Genomic DNA, 16561 nt, shown 5'->3' on the forward strand with positions numbered 1-16561 from the left:
TATGCCAATAGCACTCTTACAACGCGAATGGCGTGAAGCAAAAATAGCGGCTTGGTCATACGCCGGGTTATGGATATTTGTCAGTGCATTTTTATGGGCACCCTCGCGCGATGGATTGGAAGCGATATTCGCGCTCACATTGTTTATACCCATGTTGCTGATCTTGCCGTGGCGCAAACCGGAATTCCAGCAATATGGCGGCGCATTTACCAGTGTTGCACTTGCCTATGCAGGGTGGTGTTGCCTGACGAGTCTATGGGGCGATGACTCCGGCTTTTTTATCTTGCAATGGTGTGTGCTTGCATCATGGTTGGCGGGTTCAGCGTGGGTGTTGCAAAAAAAATCACTCGATTGGGATCAACTGTTGTATTGGTTTGTGTTGGTGGGGGCAGTCGCTGCGCTCATTAATATCGCCGTGTTTTATTGGAACCACCCACTTGCGGCGCGCATGGAAGGTATTACCGCTGCGCGTGCGCCCACTCTGGTGGGGCAGGTGTTCGGTGTGGTTATCCTGCTGGGGATTTTATTGTCCTGGCGAACTGCTAGCGGCAAACGCGCTCTGGGATTGTCGCTTGCCTGCATTCCTGCACTGGCTGCGCTAGGCTTATCGCAGAGCAGGGGGCCATTGTTATCTTTGGTTGTGGTGTTGGTGATAGGGCTATTTTGGTTGCGCCCCAAGCGGAAAATTTTGTTGGTACAGATAGCGGCTGCCCTGCTGGGAATAGTGGCGCTGTGTGTCATTTTTCCGGTAAACCAATTATTGCTGGAGCGTGGAGCATCTTTCCGCGATCAAATCTGGCTGGATGTCATCCGGCAAATGTGGGCCCAACCGGGTTTGTTTTTATCTGGAATTGGCATAAGCGAAGTGACTCAGATCCACACCAGCATCGGGGAATATCATCATGCCCATAATGCCTGGCTGGATATTTTATATCGCACCGGTGTGATTGGTCTGGGTTTGGCTCTGGTTCATCTGACATTGTTATTGTGGCAGGCTCGTCTTCATCCGTATTTGGCACCACTGACGCTGTGGCTTCTTTATGGTTGCGGTTGTTTGTTTGTGGATTCGCGTAGCCTGTTTTGGGAAATTGACGTGAAGTGGCTGCTGTACTGGGTTCCTGCTGCACTCTTGGCTGCAGGTTTGCAGCAGCTGAAAAATACGGATCGCCCAGAGGCGAAACAGTAAATTGGTTGTGGAAATATTATGAGTTCTGTAGCAAATCAAAATCCGGTCATCGGCGATGCATCTGCTTGGGCGGTTTACAAGCGCTTGCTCACTTACGTCAAACCCTATACCGGATTATTCGTATTGAGTTTCTTGGGTTATGTGTTGTACGCCTATGCCAATACGTTGTTTGTATCCATTCTTGAAAATTTGATCAATGTGATTGCGCAAGATGATCCGAGCAATCGCTACCTTGTTCCGCTGCAAGTATTGGGTGCGACTTTTTTGCGCAGCCTGGGATCTTTTATCGGCGTTTATTTGATGTCGCGTATCGCATTTAATGTCATACACAATTTGCGCGTGCAAACCTTCAACCATATGACGCGCCTGCCTAATTCTACTTACGACGAAAAAAATTCAGGCCATTTAATTTCGATTATTACCTACAACATTAACGGTGTGACGGCGGCTGCAACAGATGCAATCAAAATTTCATTGCGCGAAGGCCTCACCGTAATCGCCATGTTTGCGATGCTTGTGTATATGGACTGGCGGTTAACGATGACATTTATTGTGATCGCGCCAATCCTTGCGTTAATTATTGGAACCGTCGGTAAACGTCTGCGTCGCCTGAGCAATAAAGTGCAGACAACGGTGGGCGATCTCACGCAGGTCACGGGTGAAATGATTAATGGTTTTCATGTCATGCGCAGTTTTGGTGGAGAGGCGTATGAGAAGCAGCGCTTTGAAAAGGCGAGTAAAACCAACTTCCAACAAAATATGAAAATTGTCACCACCGCCGCAGCAAATACGCCGCTGATCACCTTGATTATTTCGTTGGCGATGGCGGCGTTGATTTTTATTGCGCTGACGTTTATGGAAATGAAAGATCCGGCAAAATTTGTTGCCTACATGACCGCTGTTGCGGCGATCTTGCCGTCCCTGCGTCGTTTGGGGGAAGTGGCTCCGACAATACTCAAAGGTGTCGCAGCAGCAGATAGTGTATTTACCTTGCTTGATTCAGCCGTTGAAGAAGATACAGGCACCCATAAAGCGACGCGCGTGAAGGGCGAGGTCTCCTTTAAAGATGTAACATTTTGTTATCCAAACCAACCCAGGCCGGCGCTTAATCATATTGATTTGCAAGTTGCTTCCGGTGAAATTATTGCGTTGGTTGGCCGCTCTGGCAGCGGCAAGTCCACGCTGGTCAGCCTTCTTAACCGGTTTCACGATCCGGATTCCGGAACCATCCTGATTGATGGTGTTCCTATCCGCGATTACGTCTTGCAAAATTTGCGTGAGCAAATCGCGTTGGTGAACCAGCAGGTCACCTTGTTTAACGATACTGTTGCGGGCAATATTGCTTACGGCAGTCTGCAATCGCGCGATATGGAGGCCATCCGCCGCGCGGCAGATGCAGCCTATGCGACCGAATTTATTGAGAATTTACCCGAGGGTTTCGATACCCTGATCGGTGAGTCGGGTGCGCGGTTATCGGGTGGGCAGCGCCAGCGTTTGGCAATCGCCCGCGCACTCTTGAAAGATGCACCTATTCTGATTTTGGACGAAGCGACATCGGCGCTTGATAATGAATCCGAACGCTATATTCAGGCGGCATTGGATACCGTTATGAAAGGGCGCACGACATTTGTGGTTGCGCATCGGTTATCGACAATTGAGAAAGCTGACCGGATCCTGGTGTTGGATCATGGTGAAATAGTGGAACAGGGTACCCATTCCCAGCTGCTTGCGCATCAGGGCCATTACGCCAAGCTTCATGCGAGGCAGTTTAGTGATGAGTCGCCTTTGGATAACCCGTGATCTAATGAAAACGGGCAGTGAACAGGAAATGGTTTTTAACGGAAGGCGTTAATGGACTTTATTATTTGGAGTGATCTATGCATTTGACAATGCCCTATTTCGAGCGTGCACACATAGTGGTTGTAGGCGACATTATGCTAGACCGCTATTGGCATGGCATGAGCTCGCGTATCTCTCCTGAAGCGCCTGTTCCGGTTGTAAAAGTTAACCAGACCGAGGATCGCCCCGGTGGTGCAGCGAACGTTGCCTTGAACATGGCCGCCTTGGGATGTGGTGTTTCGCTCATCGGTGTTGTTGGGGATGACGAAGCCGGTCAGATTCTCTACAACCGTCTGAGAGCCGCAAAAATCCATACCAATTTCCAGATATCCGCCACCAAACCCACAGTGACCAAACTGCGTGTGGTGAGCCGGCATCAACAGCTGTTGCGCATGGACTTTGAAGAAAAGTTTGATCTGGCTGACAGCTGTGAATTCGTCGATAAAGTGAAAGGCCTTATTAACCGCACCGATGCCCTGGTGCTGTCGGATTATGCCAAAGGCAGTCTGGTGGATTGCCAGTCCCTGATCCGCATGGCGCGCGATGCTGGTGTCCCTGTGTTGGTAGATCCTAAAGGCAGCGACTTTTCACGCTACCGTGGTGCCACTGTCTTAACGCCTAATTTTCTTGAGTTTGAATCGATTGTTGGCAAGTGTGCCAATGAGATGGAGTTAGTGAGCAAGGGGCAAGCGTTAATTCGCGACCTTGATCTTCAGGCGTTGTTGATCACGCGCGGGGAGCAAGGGTTGACCTTATTGCGCGACAACCAGACTGAGCTGCACTTGCCTGCGCGTGCGCGCGAAGTATTTGATGTGACGGGCGCTGGCGATACCGTGATTGCAACACTGGCGGCGGTGATCGCCGCGGGTCAAACCTTGCCGGAAGCGACGGCGCTGGCGAATTTAGCTGCGGGTATTGTCGTGGGCAAGATGGGTACTGCAACGGTCAGTGCGCCTGAGTTGCGCCGTGCTGTTATCGCTGAGCAGGGTGCTGAGCGCGGTGTGGTGACTGAGGAGCAATTGCTGTTGGCGTTGGAGGATGCGCGCGCCAGTGGTGAAAAAATAGTCTTCACCAACGGTTGCTTCGACATTATTCACGCAGGTCATGTTGGCTATTTGGAAGAAGCCCGCAAGCAAGGTGATCGCTTGGTATTGGCGGTTAACTCCGATGATTCGATCCGTCGCCTGAAAGGAGCGGGAAGGCCGATCAATCCACTGGATCGCCGCATGGCGGTGTTGGCCGGGTTGGAAGCAGTGGACTGGGTGGTCTCTTTTGATGAAGACACTCCCGAGCGCCTGTTGCGCAGGGTAAAGCCGGATGTACTGGTCAAGGGTGGCGATTACCGTGAAGATCAGGTCGTTGGTGGCCAGATCGTCAAAGCCTATAACGGCTCGGTCAAGGTGCTCAGTTTTTACGATAACTGCTCAACCACATCGATTGTGAATAAGATTTTGCGGCAATAAATCAATCAGCGCGGTGCACTCGCACCAATTCATCCAATCTTGGCTAGACTTCGTATAAACCTCAACAAGAGGAAGTCTAATGTCTGGTTTGCCGTCCCCCCAAGTTGCCAATCGTGGCAACTTGATCGATTTTGTAACCAACTATCACGTCTACATTGACCGCATCATGCTCTGGGTGACGTTTGCCGCTTGGGCGATGTCATTTCTCTACGCAGGGGTAAACAATACCTGGTTTCTGGCGTTGTTTATCGGTGGCCTCTTTACGGCAATCAATTGGTTTGCCATCCGGGTGGTGAAGCATACTCACATTACGCCCTGTGTTATCGCAGTGGTTTACATGTTGTTTGTCAGCCTGCATGTCCATCAGCTGAAAGGCATGATTGAAGCTCACTTCGGCTACTTTGTTTTTCTGGCTGCTCTATTTACCTATCTCAACTGGCGTCCGTTGGTGTGGGCTGCAGGTGCAGCGGCGGTACTGCATGTCGTACTTCATATGATGCAAAACGCCGGAATAGAAATTTACCTGTTCCCCGACCATATGCATTCATGGACGATTGTGGCTATGCATGCGTTTTATGTGGTGATTGAAACGGCAGTATTGATTGTATTGGTCAGACTGGCGAGCCGATTATTAGTGGTTGCCCGCGAGCTGGTTGGTGTGACCGAGGCAATGATAGTCAGTGAACAGCGAATTGATTTGAGTGTGCGCGCCAAGGTGCGCAACAACGCGATTCTCGATCATTTGAATTGGTTGTTAGATGGCATTAGCGGTGCGATTCGCTCTGCGCTGGGCGCTCAGGAGCAAGCCGACCAAAATCTTGGCGCGCTGACAGACAATACACAGCAGCTCGTCAAAATGGCCAGCCAGTCCAGCTCGGCGGCTGATGTTATTCAAATTGCTGTAGACAATATGCATCAATCTTTTGTGAGTGTGGCAGCGCAAGTTCAGCGAGCGGCGGTGCTGGTTGAAGACACGGTTGCTGCGCAAAGAGAGGGGAAGGCGGCGGTCAAAATATCGCGCGAGGGGATTATTGATTTATCCAGCGTATTGAGTGATACCGCGCAAGCAATCGATAGCCTGTCGGCCGACTGTGGTGCCATTACCAGCGCTGTATCGGAAATCCAGGGGATTGCCGAACAGACGAACCTGTTGGCACTCAACGCAGCGATCGAAGCGGCGCGTGCAGGTGAGCAGGGGCGCGGTTTTGCTGTAGTCGCTGACGAGGTGAGGGCACTCGCCCAGCGCACCCAGGTCTCCACCAAGAACATCAAAACGATAGTGGATCGTTTGGTGTCCGGTTCGGCCAGTTCCGTTCAGGCCATGGGGCAGAGCCGTGCAAGGGTATTGGAGAATGTCTCCCACTCGGAAGCGGTAGAGCAGATGTTTGAGCGTATCGCCAGTGCGATTGGCGAGCTTAATCGCATCAGCCAGCAAATCGCCGCAGCCACTGAGGAGCAGACCCAAACATCCGAATCGATTGCGCAGCAAACGTCGCAATTGTCCATTTTAAGCAGCGATACCACCCACATCGTCAACCAAAACCGGCAAATGATCGACAAGCTGCAGTTGGCATTCAGCGATTTGCAGTTGGCATTGACCAAGTTTCACTAACTGCGGTGAAACTAAAAAAAATCCCCGCCAGCAGCGCTGACGGGGATTTTTAATAACAGAGTGCCGGTATGTATCAGGCAGCCAGTTCCAATATTTCACGCGAAGCGTCCGGTGTGATTGCTCCATGCTCACCCAATGCCAGCAACTCGTGTTTGACCAGCATATCCACAAGTTTAGGGATAGATTCGCGACCCACGCCATAACCACTCAGGGTAGTCGGGGTGCCCATTTGTTCAAAGAATTGGCGGGTAGCCGCAATCGCCGCATCAATCAACTCATCCTCATTGGTCTGTGTAAGCCCCCACACGCGGCGGCCGTATTGCACGAGTTTGGCGTGCTTTTTGGCGCGCTGATGTTGCATCACGGCAGGTAATACCACTGCGAGTGTCTGGGCGTGATCCAGTCCGTGCATCGCAGTCAGTTCGTGACCGATCATATGGGTTGCCCAATCTTGCGGTACGCCTACGCCGATCAAACCATTCAGCGCCATAGTCGCCGCCCACATAATATTGGCGCGCAAGGCGTAGTTGGTGGGGTCTTTTAATGCGCGCGGTCCCTCTTCGATCAATGTCATCAACAAACCTTCTGCAAAGCGATCCTGCACCTTGGCATCAACAGGGTACGTCAGGTATTGCTCCATGATATGTACAAACGCATCGACTACGCCGTTAGCGATCTGGCGTGGCGGCAGGCTATAGGTAGTGGTTGGATCGAGAATCGCAAATTGCGGATAAACCAGCGGGCTGCCAAAAGACAGCTTTTCCTGGGTGGCCGCTTTGGTAATAACCGAGTTGCCGTTGCTCTCGGTACCCGTAGCAGGCAGGGTCAACACGCAGCCAATGGGCAGGGCGCTAAAGAACGGCTGGTGTTTTGCCATGATGTCCCAAGGTTCGCCGTCAAAATTCACCGCTGCCGCAATCAATTTAGTGCCATCAATCACACTGCCGCCACCCACCGGCAGAAGGAAATCGATCTTCTCTTTTTTAACCAGCTCAACGGCTTTCATCAGGGTTTCATAGTGCGGATTGGGCTCAATACCGCCAAACTCAAACCAGACTTTACCCTCCAGTGCCTTGGTCACTTGCTCGTAAACACCGTTCTGTTTAATGGAGCCGCCGCCATAAGTGACTAGGATACGAGCGTTGGCCGGAACGAGTTCAGCGAGCGTTTTGATCTGGCCTTCGCCAAAGACGATTTTTGTGGGGTTGGAAAATGTGAAATTTTGCATGAGCTTCTCCGCGAACAGGGTTAATAGCGATGAGATTGCATAAGGTTGGTCACTAAAATCATCTGTGGCCGATAAAATCAGATCAGGTAAAAAATCAGGTTTGGTCGATAAAAATACTGCCTTCAAGCAGGTTGTAAGCCACCGGGATAAGCGCCTGCCCACTGCAAGGGCCGGCAACACATTTACCTGTCTGGATCACAAACAGTGCGCCGTGATTGGCGCACATGATCATGCTTTTGCTGCTATCCAGAAACTCGTCATCCTGCCATTCAAGCGGGATGCCCAAATGAGGGCAGCGGTTTTGATAGAGGTAAATCTTGCCCCGCTGGTTGATGGCAAATAATCTGCGGTCAGCCAGCGTAAACCCTTTACTGGTGCCCTCAGGAATATCCTCAAGGGCACAGAGACGGAGCTGTCCAGCTGAATTAGGCATTACGTTTTAATGGTTACTTTAGATTATCGGGGGGCGGCAAGCGCAACGCTGCGCGTTAGCAATTTGCCGTTGCGCACCACGCTAACTTTGACTTTGTCGCCGGGCTTGTAATGTTCCAGCGCGCTAAGCAATTGATCGTCGTTGGCGACGGGGTAATCATCAATTGCCACAATCACATCACCCAGGGTGATTTGCCCCCAGTTGTTGCGCTTGGCACCTTCAAAGCCTGCCTGTGCCGCAGGTGAGTTGGGTTCAACTCGCAGAATCGGTACACCTTCCACCCCAATTTGCTGTGCCCATTGATCAGGTGCGACAGCAATACCCAATATCGGGCGCACGAGTCGGCCATGGGTAATCAGCTCGGGCACTACTTCTTTGACGGTGTTTACCGGAATCGCAAAACCGATACCGGCGCTGGCTCCGCTTGGGCTGTAAATCATGGTGTTGACACCAATCAACTTGCCTTCAGAGTTGAGCAAAGGCCCGCCCGAGTTGCCGGGGTTGATGGCGGCATCGGTCTGGATCACATTGGTGATCTTGCGCTGATTAGGGGAAATGATCTCGCGCCCGAGAGCACTGACCACGCCTGTCGTCAGGGTTGCATCCAAACCGAACGGATTGCCAATCGCCAATACCTTGCGGCCGACACGTAAATCACTCGAATCACCTAATGGCAGGGCATTCAGTTTGGCTTTTTTGCCATCGATTTTGAGTACCGCGAGATCGCGCTCCGGTGCCAGCCCGACTACTTCAGCTGGCCAGTTGGATTGGTCTTGCAGGGTAATAGTGATTTGCCGGGCACCTTCTACCACGTGATAGTTGGTGACGATGTAGCCTTTTTCATCCCATACAAATCCGGTGCCTGAGCCGCGCGGCACAGTCACCAGATCAAATGAGTAAGGGTCGCGGGCGAGTTGTTGGTTGGTGACAAACACAACACTCGGGCGTGCCGCATCAAACACTTCGACACTGTTGCGCTCATCGTCAGTGGAAAAGGCTTGGGCGGTTGTGCTGATCGCACTCGCGCCCGTGAAAAACGTGATGCCTGCTAAAAACGTCGTAATCGTCCAGCGCCAGAGTTTCATGCCCGTTCTCCGCTCAGGTTAGGCGTTATCGCGCAGAGCCTGAATACGGGCTTCCAGCGGTGGGTGGCTGGCAAACAGGTTGCGCACACCGCCGCTGATACCAAACGCGCGCATACTGCTCGGCAGCGGGCTTTCCACTCCGGCATTGGTTTCAGCTTGCAGGCGTTGCAAGGCGCGGATCATGGCGCCGCGGTCAGCGAGCGTTGCACCGGCATGGTCGGCACGGAATTCGCGATAGCGTGAGAAAGCGGCGACGATCATTGAGGCGAGGAAGCCCAGCACAATTTCAGCCACCATGGTCGCGATCATAAAACCAAAACCGCGGCCACTTTCATTCTTGAGCAATACACGGTCTACGAAGTCGCCGATGATACGTGCGAAGAACATCACGAAGGTGTTTACCACGCCTTGAATCAGACTCAGGGTAATCATATCGCCATTGGCAACGTGGCCGATTTCGTGTGCCAGTACGGCTTCCACTTCATCGCGTTCAAAGCGTTGCAGCAGGCCAAGGCTCACCGCAACCAGCGCATCGTTACGATTCCAACCGGTCGCAAATGCGTTGGATTCCTGCGCGGCAAACACACCGATCTCAGGTGTCTTGATACCGGCTTTTTGGGATAACTTGGTCACTGTATCAACCAGCCATTGTTCATCCGCATTGCGTGGTTGCTCGATGAGCTGGACACCCATGGTGCGTTTTGCCATCCATTTGGACAAAAACAGCGAAATAAAGGAGCCGACAAAACCGAACACGGCGCAAAACACCAGCATGCTTGATAAATCCAGCCCGCCTGCTGTGCGATAGTTACCCACACCCAGCAAGCTCAACACTATACCTGCCACAACCATGACAGCGATGTTGGTTAATAAAAACAAGCCAATGCGTAACACGATAGTCTCTCCCATAGAGTTATTGGTTAACCGCAGTAAGCGCGGTCTCGGGCGATATATGCGTGCATGCGGACAAAATTTCAATTGCCGGTGCGTTAAGAATTGCTATGCACCAAGAGGCGTAATTGCGCGAGTGAGTGAAGCGGGGAAAGGGCAAGAAAAATGGCCGCCACAAGGGCGGCCCAAGCAACCGTGTTAGCCGAGAGACCTTCGGAGAGGAAAGCCCCAAGGGGGTGAGTAGAGCCATTAACCGACTTGCAGGGCGATTAAAGATTCCGCTCAACTGCTGTGCGGAAGATACTGTGCAGCAGTGAGTTAACAATAATCGTTCTCATTAGCAAGGTCAAGCTTTTTTGAGAAATATTCTCATTTGAGGTGGTCTAGTTTGTAAATTGTCCTTTTGACTGCAGCAGCTGATTGTTCAGTTGATTAATTTTGGCGGCCATTTCTTCAATCAGTCCAAGGCAGATTTGTGGTTGGTGATCAATCAGTTCAATGAATTCCTCTTTGCGCACTGCAAGTACTGTGCACTCATTCGTGGCCACAACCGAGGCCATACGCGGCTGGCGGGTAAAAACGGCAAGTGCACCGAATATTTCGTTGGCGTGGATCTCGCCCACTTTGATGCCGTCGCAAACAGCATCGGCTGAGCCTTCAAGCAGTGTATAAACCCTGTCAGCGGTATCGCCCTGCTGGATAATCGTTTCCCCTTTACTGAAATGCAAAAAACCGGCAGAGGGTTGGAACGCCGTGCGTAATTCCTGGGTTAATGCTTGCTCCTGATAGCTGATCATGCACAGCAGCATGTAAGCCCAGTTGCGTTGTGATTTGAGGTCACTATTGGCTTGGGCGACCAGAGTATCGCGCTCATAGGCCACGAGTTTGATCGGGCTTGTGCAACTGAATTGGCCACAGGGTAGGTTGAGAGAGCGCGGCAGGCCAATCAGGTCTCCCGCCTCGTAATGCATGACCAACTTGTTTTGCAGGTAGTAATCCACCTGACCCTCGGTAATCAAAAATACGCGGGTCAGTGGTGCATCGGCAAAAATGTCGCTGTTGGCATTCACCTCAAAGGGTTCATCTGCGGGTGAGGTTTGGGAGCACAAAAGTTCGGTCAGACCACGCAACTTGGTGGCCAGATCCGACATAAGGTCAGACTGTTTGGTTGGAAGATACATAGACCCCTCGGTTACAAAAAAGCACGGCTAAAGCGCTTTTAGTGTAGCCTGTGTCGCGGAAAATTCTGCGCAACCAGCCTCAGTCTGACGATGCAATGTGTTCTTTTGCGCCTTAAGCCGTTACTTTATTCAGATCATTCTGATCCGGCATTTCGGCCTCGCTGACCAATCGGGCTTTCAGGTCGGGGGGGATATCGTTCCAGTGCACGTTCATCAATGCACCCTGCAAGGCGTAAAGCATGACTTTGGATACGTTGATATCGCGAGCGCGGATGCGGCGATAAGCCTCAACGGCTCCGGTACGTTTGAGGTCGGCGTGGGTGTTGATCCCTACAGCGCGCAGGATGTTTACCGATGCCATTCCAAGGTTCTTTAATTGCAATAATTCACTATGACTCGCAGTCATACAGTGCAATCTCCATTTATTATTATCGGGTGTTGTGATTTAAATTTCCGTTTACAGCGCAGGCTTATCTTACATACTTGGATGCCTTGTGCAATTGTTTTCTCTTCAATGTATCGGAAATAGGAATGAGCGGTTCGTTGCAATGAACCCGATGAAGGTAATTGCGTGAATTTTTTATCAATTATTTTGCCCTGGCGGGATTTTTATAATGCGCACGCTCGATAATCTGTTGCTCGGTTTGGATGAAACTCATCTGGTGGATATGCCGGAGTTGAACGCACGCGTGCATCACGCGCTCGTCGCTCCATTAATGTCCCTGCGCGCGCGCGCGGCCGATGCGGGATTTGAATTGAAAGTGGCCAGCAGTTATCGCAGTTTTGAGCGGCAATTATTCATCTGGAATAACAAAGCGCGCGGTTTGCGCCCGGTGCTGAATGATGCGGGCAAACCAATGGATATGGGGCAGCTTTCTGCGCGCGATAAAGTCATGGCCATTTTGCGTTGGTCGGCATTACCCGGTGCGTCGCGGCATCATTGGGGGACAGATATTGATGTCTACGGTGCTGCAAATCTTGACCCTGCCTATTCATTGCAGCTCACGGTAGAGGAAACGCAGGGCTCGGGCCCTTTTGCTGAGTTCCATCGTTGGCTCGATGATGAGCTGGCGCACAGTGATGGCCATTTTTATCGCCCTTATGCACAAGATCGTGGGGGCATTGCACCCGAGCCCTGGCATTTGAGTTATGCCCCATTGGCAACGGATTTTATGCAAGCACTAACAGTTGATGTATTGCGCGCGCAGCTTGAGCAAACGGACTTGGAGCTCAAACAAACGGTGCTGGATAACCTTGATGAAATTTACCAGCGGTTTATCCGCGTCGATTGATTTTTTATAAGGAATAACTGCGTGAGCCAAATTGATTTTTCTCCTGCGCCTAAAAAAGCCATTCGCGCCTGGATGCTGTTTGATTGGGCGGCGCAGCCTTTTTTTACGGTTGTCATCACGTTTATTTTTGGCCCTTATTTTGTATCGCGCTTGGCGACTGATCCGGTTGAAGGGCAAGCTGCGTGGGGTTACACCATTACCATAGCGGGTGTGTTAATCGCAGTGCTTGCGCCTGTGCTCGGTGCGCTTGCCGATGCAACAGGTCCGCGCAAACCCTGGATAGCTTTTTTTGCAGGCATCAAAATTATTGCGCTCGCCTTACTGTGGTTTGCGGCACCTGGCTCGGCACTCTGGCTGCCGATGCTTTGCATTATTGGTGCGATGGTCGCCGCTGAATTTTCGATTGTATTTAATGACTCGATGATGCCGCGTTTAATTCGTCAGGAAGATATTGGCCGTGTTTCCAATCTGGCGTGGGGGTTGGGTTATGCCGGTGGCTTGGTTGTTCTGTTTAGCGTGTTGTTGTTACTGGCTGGCAATCCTGCGACAGGAAAAACATTAATTGGCATTGCGCCACTGTTTGGTTTGGATGCAGCGCAAGGGGAAGATGCCCGCATCACCGGCCCTTACGCAGCACTCTGGTATTTGCTCTTTATTTTGCCGATGTTTTTATTAACGCCCGATTCAAAAAAAGCAGCGCCGCTTGCGGCAGCGGTCAAACGCAGCATGAGTGAATTAAAAAATACGCTGCGAGAATTAATGCAGCGCCCCGGGCTATTTCGTTTTTTAATTGCGCGCATGACTTATCAAGATGGTGTGAATGGCTTGCTCGCATTAGGTGGCACTTTTGCTGCAGGGATGTTTGGTTGGCAAACCATTGAGATGGGGATTTACGGCATTTTATTGTTGGTTGTTGCCATAGCGGGGTGCGCTATCGCGGGCAAAATGGATATGCAGTTGGGTTCAAAAAAGGTTGTCGTGATTGGTTTGTGTTGTTTGGTTATTGCAACGCTTGGCATTATTTCTACCGGCCCCGGTTACACCTTGTTTGGCTTGATGCAATTATCACAGCAGGATAGTGGCGGTTTGTTTGCAACTGCAGCTGAAAAAGCCTACATCGTGTTTGGGTTATTAATTGGTCTTGCATTCGGCCCGGTGCAGGCATCATCGCGTTCATTTATGGCGCGCAGCGTTTCTGCCGATGAAGCGGGTCGCTATTTTGGTGTTTATGCGTTGTCGGGGCGCGCTACCGCATTCCTTGCACCTATGGCAGTCGCAAGTCTCACGCTCTATGCCGATTCTGCGCGTATCGGTATGGCGGCGTTGGTTGTATTTTTAATTGTCGGTTTGATTATTTTGTTGAATTCGCCTTATCCGGCGCGATCGTCTACTGTGTAATTTTTTAGTCGTGTTATAGCTGTTAAAAGCAGAGGTAAACAATGTTGGTGATTTTTGATTGTGATGGTGTGTTGGTTGATAGCGAAATTATCTCTGCGCAAGTATCGAGTGATTGTTTAAAAGAAATTGGTGTTGAGTTGTCTGCACACTACATACTGGAAACCTATCGCGGTAAATCGGTCGCGGATTGTATTCGCATGATTACCGAAGAATTATCCCAATTGGATTCCTGGAAAAATTTAAGTGCAGAGGAGCAAGCGGAGCGCGGCGCACAGTTTTGGCGTCACGTACAATTAGAGACATTGGTTGCCTGTGAAAAATCATTGGAACCTGTGGCAGGCATCATGGATGTATTGGATAGTTTGCAAGAAAAACACATTGCATTTTGCGTGGCATCCAATGGCAAGCACGAAAAAATGCGCATGACCTTGGCCAAGACCGGGATCATGCCCTATGTGCAAGGCCGTGTATTCAGTTTTGAAGATGTGACACGCGGCAAGCCTGCGCCGGATTTATTTTTACATGCCGCGAAAACGCTGGGCGTAGAGCCAGGCAATGCGATTGTGGTGGAAGATTCTCTCACTGGGATACAAGCTGCCGTTGCTGCCGGTATGCGCCCTTTGGGATATTGCCCACCTAATGCTGACGGCAGCGATAATTGTTTGCTTGCTGATATGCGCGCGCTGGGCGCAGAAATATTTTTTGCGATGGATGAATTAATGCCGTTGATTTTGAAATCGCACTAAACGAGACGTTAAGAAAACCTATGCAAACACCCCTACATAATTTTGCGCATGTAGATGTATGGCAAGAAATTCGCGCCGAAGCGCAACACGCGAGTGCTGCGGAGCCGGTGCTTGCCAGTTTCTATCACGCTGCGATTTTGAATCATCCCACCTTTGCGGCGGCGATCAGTTTTCATCTTGCGAATAAATTGGATAGTCAGGCTTTGCCTGCAATGATGTTGCGCGAAGTATTTGAAGATGCAATGGCTGATGATCCTGGCATTGAACAGGCGATGCGCGCCGATATACGCGCGCACCGCGAGCGCGATCCCGCGTGCAATAAATTTTCCATGCCGTTTTTATTTTTTAAAGGCTACCACGCGCTGCAATCCTGGCGGATTGCGCATTGGTTGTGGCTGCAAAAACGCAATGCATTGGCACTCTATTTCCAGAACCAGATTTCACAAGCGTTTGGTGTTGATATCCATCCAGGCGCGCGTATTGGCAGCGGCATTATGATTGATCACGCAACCGGTGTTGTCATCGGTGAAACCACCGTGATTGAGGATGATGTCTCTATGCTGCACAGCGTAACTCTGGGCGGCAGCGGCTGCATGAAAACCGACCGTCACCCGAAAATCCGTCGCGGGGTATTAATCGGTGTAGGCGCAAAAATTCTGGGCAATATTGAAGTGGGTGAGGGCGCTAAAATTGGTGCGGGCAGTGTGGTGTTGGATGCTGTTGCGCCGCACACAACGGTTGCCGGTGTGCCGGCTAAACCCATCGGCAGGCCGAAGGGGCAATCGCCGGCATTGGATATGGATCATCACTTGAGTGACGATGCGGATGTGTGATGCGAGCGTCGGTCAGGCGCTGTGTCTGTCGCTGATGTAACTGGTCTCGTCGTCGCAGCCATCCAGCAGCCACTTCAGTACAGATTCGCGGCTCTTGAGCATGGATTGGTAATGCTCAATCAGCATGGTGTTGGGGCGAGGGTGCGCTTTCATGGCGGCAATCCTGTCGTTCAGGAACGCAATATCCTGCTCCACTTTGATACGGGCGTTCCCGTGTGGGCTCAGCTCTCCATCTATTAATAAACGGTTGTCCTGCATTTTCTTCTGAATAAAAGGCAACATAGTTCGACACCTCCCTCGCGGTCTGAGTAATAAGTATGGTTGGCGTTTACAGCGGCCGCCAGCCACAGTTAAGACCGATTGGTTACATTCTGTGTATTACTTATCGCTCTTGGTCTTCCATGCCGGGTCTTTACCGCGCGGCCTGCGGCTGGGTGCTATTATCTTGCTGACGCGGGTTCCTTCTGATCACCCCACAGCCTTAATGAGTCACGCCCCATGAGTCAGTTCGATATTATTTTTCGCGGCGATATTGTGTTTGGCCATCAGCTTGCCGATGTGAAATTGCGCCTTCAGCAGTTGTTTAAATCCGACGCAGCCAAGATAGATTCCCTGTTCACCGGCCGTCCGGTTCCGCTCAAGCGCAATTTGGATGAAGCCACCGCCAACAAATACCGCGATGCACTGTTAAAAGCCGGTGCGATGGTAGAGGTGTGCCCAAGCGATAAAAGCACTGCCAATGCGCCCGCCAAACCAACACCGGCGGCTGCGCGTGCAGAGCAGGCCCCTGTTGTGCAGGCTCGAAAACCGGAGTGGACACTCGCCCCGGTGGGGGCTGATCTCTTGCCAGAGCGCGAGCGCCCGCCCCAGCCTGCGCCCGTCGTGGTTGATGTCTCCGGCCTCAGTCTGCGCCCGGCAGACGGCAATTTGGTGGATGCCGTGGAAGTCCAGCATGAACTTACTGCGACTGTGGTTGCACCTGACCTGGGGCTGGCTGCCATCGGTGAAGACCTGATTAGTGCCGATGAAAAACTGGCCTTGCCACTGGTAGAAATCGAGTTGGAAGATTGGGAGATCGCGGAGGCGGGCAGTGATTTACTGACGGAAGATGAACGCCCGCTGGTAGTGCCCGCCGTAGTGGATGTGGGCGATTTTGGCTTGGCACCGGTAGGCAGTGATTTGGGGCAATTAAAACCCGATGTCAAACCTGTAACGCCGGACATCAGCCAAATACGTTTGGCTGACTAGCGCGTTATTGACGGGCTTTTGTGTGAATCCCGTCCGGTTTTGGCTGGCCGATGGGCACTTTAGCGTCAGGTTCCGCTCTAACACGGGAATGCGCAAAGGACGCAAATAACAACGGCAAATAACAGC

General features: G+C 51.4%; 16 protein-coding genes. 9 read left to right on the plus strand and 7 right to left on the minus strand.

The annotated features are described in order from the left end of the window. The first annotated feature begins 1 nt into the window (after position 1). The 4 genes from VC28_RS16820 to VC28_RS16835 all read left to right on the plus strand — a co-directional run bounded on the left by VC28_RS16820 (position 2) and on the right by VC28_RS16835 (position 6100). A complete protein-coding gene (locus VC28_RS16820) occupies positions 2-1186 on the plus strand; it encodes an O-antigen ligase family protein (protein WP_049631665.1) in 1185 nt (394 codons plus the stop codon). Positions 1187-1204: 18 nt separating this feature from the next. Further along, positions 1205-2986, plus strand: a complete 1782-nt coding sequence (msbA, locus tag VC28_RS16825) for a lipid A export permease/ATP-binding protein MsbA (protein ID WP_049631666.1) — start codon at positions 1205-1207, stop codon at positions 2984-2986. Between the two features lie 77 nt (positions 2987-3063). After that, positions 3064-4488, plus strand: coding sequence for a bifunctional D-glycero-beta-D-manno-heptose-7-phosphate kinase/D-glycero-beta-D-manno-heptose 1-phosphate adenylyltransferase HldE (gene hldE, locus VC28_RS16830; protein ID WP_049631667.1), 1425 nt, complete (start codon positions 3064-3066; stop codon positions 4486-4488). 79 nt (positions 4489-4567) lie between these two features. Beyond that, positions 4568-6100 carry a methyl-accepting chemotaxis protein gene (locus VC28_RS16835; RefSeq protein ID WP_049631668.1) on the plus strand — a complete coding sequence of 511 codons (1533 nt, stop codon included), beginning with the start codon at positions 4568-4570 and terminating at the stop codon, positions 6098-6100. Positions 6101-6173: 73 nt separating this feature from the next. Here VC28_RS16835 and VC28_RS16840 read toward each other — a convergent pair whose 3' ends face one another. From VC28_RS16840 to VC28_RS16865, 6 genes are all read right to left on the minus strand, one after another. Further along, positions 6174-7328, minus strand: coding sequence for an iron-containing alcohol dehydrogenase (locus VC28_RS16840; RefSeq protein WP_049632485.1), 1155 nt, complete (start codon positions 7326-7328; stop codon positions 6174-6176). 94 nt (positions 7329-7422) lie between these two features. Continuing rightward, positions 7423-7761 carry a Rieske (2Fe-2S) protein gene (locus VC28_RS16845; RefSeq protein ID WP_049631669.1) on the minus strand — a complete coding sequence of 113 codons (339 nt, stop codon included), beginning with the start codon at positions 7759-7761 and terminating at the stop codon, positions 7423-7425. 23 nt (positions 7762-7784) lie between these two features. After that, entirely contained in the window at positions 7785-8846 is a 1062-nt protein-coding gene (locus VC28_RS16850) for a S1C family serine protease (protein WP_049631670.1), read from the minus strand. A gap of 18 nt (positions 8847-8864) precedes the next feature. Continuing rightward, positions 8865-9740, minus strand: a complete 876-nt coding sequence (htpX, locus tag VC28_RS16855) for a protease HtpX (RefSeq protein ID WP_049631671.1) — start codon at positions 9738-9740, stop codon at positions 8865-8867. A gap of 380 nt (positions 9741-10120) precedes the next feature. Further along, complete coding sequence (locus VC28_RS16860) at positions 10121-10918, minus strand: Crp/Fnr family transcriptional regulator (RefSeq protein ID WP_049631672.1); 798 nt, start codon at positions 10916-10918, stop codon at positions 10121-10123. A 112-nt stretch (positions 10919-11030) separates the two neighbouring features. Continuing rightward, the gene (locus tag VC28_RS16865) at positions 11031-11324 is read right to left on the minus strand and encodes a TfoX/Sxy family protein (RefSeq protein WP_049631673.1); all 294 of its coding nucleotides are present in this window, start codon (positions 11322-11324) and stop codon (positions 11031-11033) included. Between the two features lie 208 nt (positions 11325-11532). On the opposite strand from VC28_RS16865, the gene VC28_RS16870 reads away from it, so the two are divergent. From VC28_RS16870 to cysE, 4 genes are read left to right on the plus strand one after another with little or no spacing between them, the layout of a single operon-like run. Further along, entirely contained in the window at positions 11533-12210 is a 678-nt protein-coding gene (locus tag VC28_RS16870; RefSeq protein ID WP_049631674.1) for a M15 family metallopeptidase, read from the plus strand. A 21-nt stretch (positions 12211-12231) separates the two neighbouring features. Beyond that, positions 12232-13608, plus strand: coding sequence for an MFS transporter (locus tag VC28_RS16875; RefSeq protein WP_049631675.1), 1377 nt, complete (start codon positions 12232-12234; stop codon positions 13606-13608). Between the two features lie 41 nt (positions 13609-13649). Beyond that, positions 13650-14354 carry an HAD family hydrolase gene (locus VC28_RS16880; RefSeq protein WP_049631676.1) on the plus strand — a complete coding sequence of 235 codons (705 nt, stop codon included), beginning with the start codon at positions 13650-13652 and terminating at the stop codon, positions 14352-14354. A 20-nt stretch (positions 14355-14374) separates the two neighbouring features. After that, complete coding sequence (gene cysE, locus VC28_RS16885) at positions 14375-15187, plus strand: serine O-acetyltransferase (protein WP_049631677.1); 813 nt, start codon at positions 14375-14377, stop codon at positions 15185-15187. A gap of 12 nt (positions 15188-15199) precedes the next feature. Here cysE and VC28_RS16890 read toward each other — a convergent pair whose 3' ends face one another. Beyond that, complete coding sequence (locus VC28_RS16890; protein WP_049631678.1) at positions 15200-15469, minus strand: hypothetical protein; 270 nt, start codon at positions 15467-15469, stop codon at positions 15200-15202. Positions 15470-15685: 216 nt separating this feature from the next. On the opposite strand from VC28_RS16890, the gene VC28_RS16895 reads away from it, so the two are divergent. After that, a complete protein-coding gene (locus VC28_RS16895; protein WP_049631679.1) occupies positions 15686-16435 on the plus strand; it encodes a hypothetical protein in 750 nt (249 codons plus the stop codon). The last annotated feature ends 126 nt before the right edge of the window (positions 16436-16561 follow it).

This window comes from Cellvibrio sp. pealriver, from assembly GCF_001183545.1.
In the GTDB taxonomy this organism is placed as follows: Bacteria; Pseudomonadota; Gammaproteobacteria; order Pseudomonadales; family Cellvibrionaceae; genus Cellvibrio.

Excerpts from the sequence above, each read along its gene's own strand:
- VC28_RS16820 (WP_049631665.1), top strand. The coding sequence starts at position 2 with ATGCCAATAGCACTCTTACAACGCGAATGGCGTGAAGCAAAAATAGCG.
- msbA (WP_049631666.1), top strand. The coding sequence starts at position 1,205 with ATGAGTTCTGTAGCAAATCAAAATCCGGTCATCGGCGATGCATCTGCT.
- hldE (WP_049631667.1), top strand. The coding sequence starts at position 3,064 with ATGCATTTGACAATGCCCTATTTCGAGCGTGCACACATAGTGGTTGTA.
- VC28_RS16835 (WP_049631668.1), top strand. The coding sequence starts at position 4,568 with ATGTCTGGTTTGCCGTCCCCCCAAGTTGCCAATCGTGGCAACTTGATC.
- VC28_RS16840 (WP_049632485.1), bottom strand. The coding sequence starts at position 7,328 with ATGCAAAATTTCACATTTTCCAACCCCACAAAAATCGTCTTTGGCGAA.
- VC28_RS16845 (WP_049631669.1), bottom strand. The coding sequence starts at position 7,761 with ATGCCTAATTCAGCTGGACAGCTCCGTCTCTGTGCCCTTGAGGATATT.
- VC28_RS16850 (WP_049631670.1), bottom strand. The coding sequence starts at position 8,846 with ATGAAACTCTGGCGCTGGACGATTACGACGTTTTTAGCAGGCATCACG.
- VC28_RS16860 (WP_049631672.1), bottom strand. The coding sequence starts at position 10,918 with ATGTATCTTCCAACCAAACAGTCTGACCTTATGTCGGATCTGGCCACC.
- VC28_RS16865 (WP_049631673.1), bottom strand. The coding sequence starts at position 11,324 with ATGACTGCGAGTCATAGTGAATTATTGCAATTAAAGAACCTTGGAATG.
- VC28_RS16870 (WP_049631674.1), top strand. The coding sequence starts at position 11,533 with ATGCGCACGCTCGATAATCTGTTGCTCGGTTTGGATGAAACTCATCTG.
- VC28_RS16880 (WP_049631676.1), top strand. The coding sequence starts at position 13,650 with ATGTTGGTGATTTTTGATTGTGATGGTGTGTTGGTTGATAGCGAAATT.
- cysE (WP_049631677.1), top strand. The coding sequence starts at position 14,375 with ATGCAAACACCCCTACATAATTTTGCGCATGTAGATGTATGGCAAGAA.
- VC28_RS16890 (WP_049631678.1), bottom strand. The coding sequence starts at position 15,469 with ATGTTGCCTTTTATTCAGAAGAAAATGCAGGACAACCGTTTATTAATA.
- VC28_RS16895 (WP_049631679.1), top strand. The coding sequence starts at position 15,686 with ATGAGTCAGTTCGATATTATTTTTCGCGGCGATATTGTGTTTGGCCAT.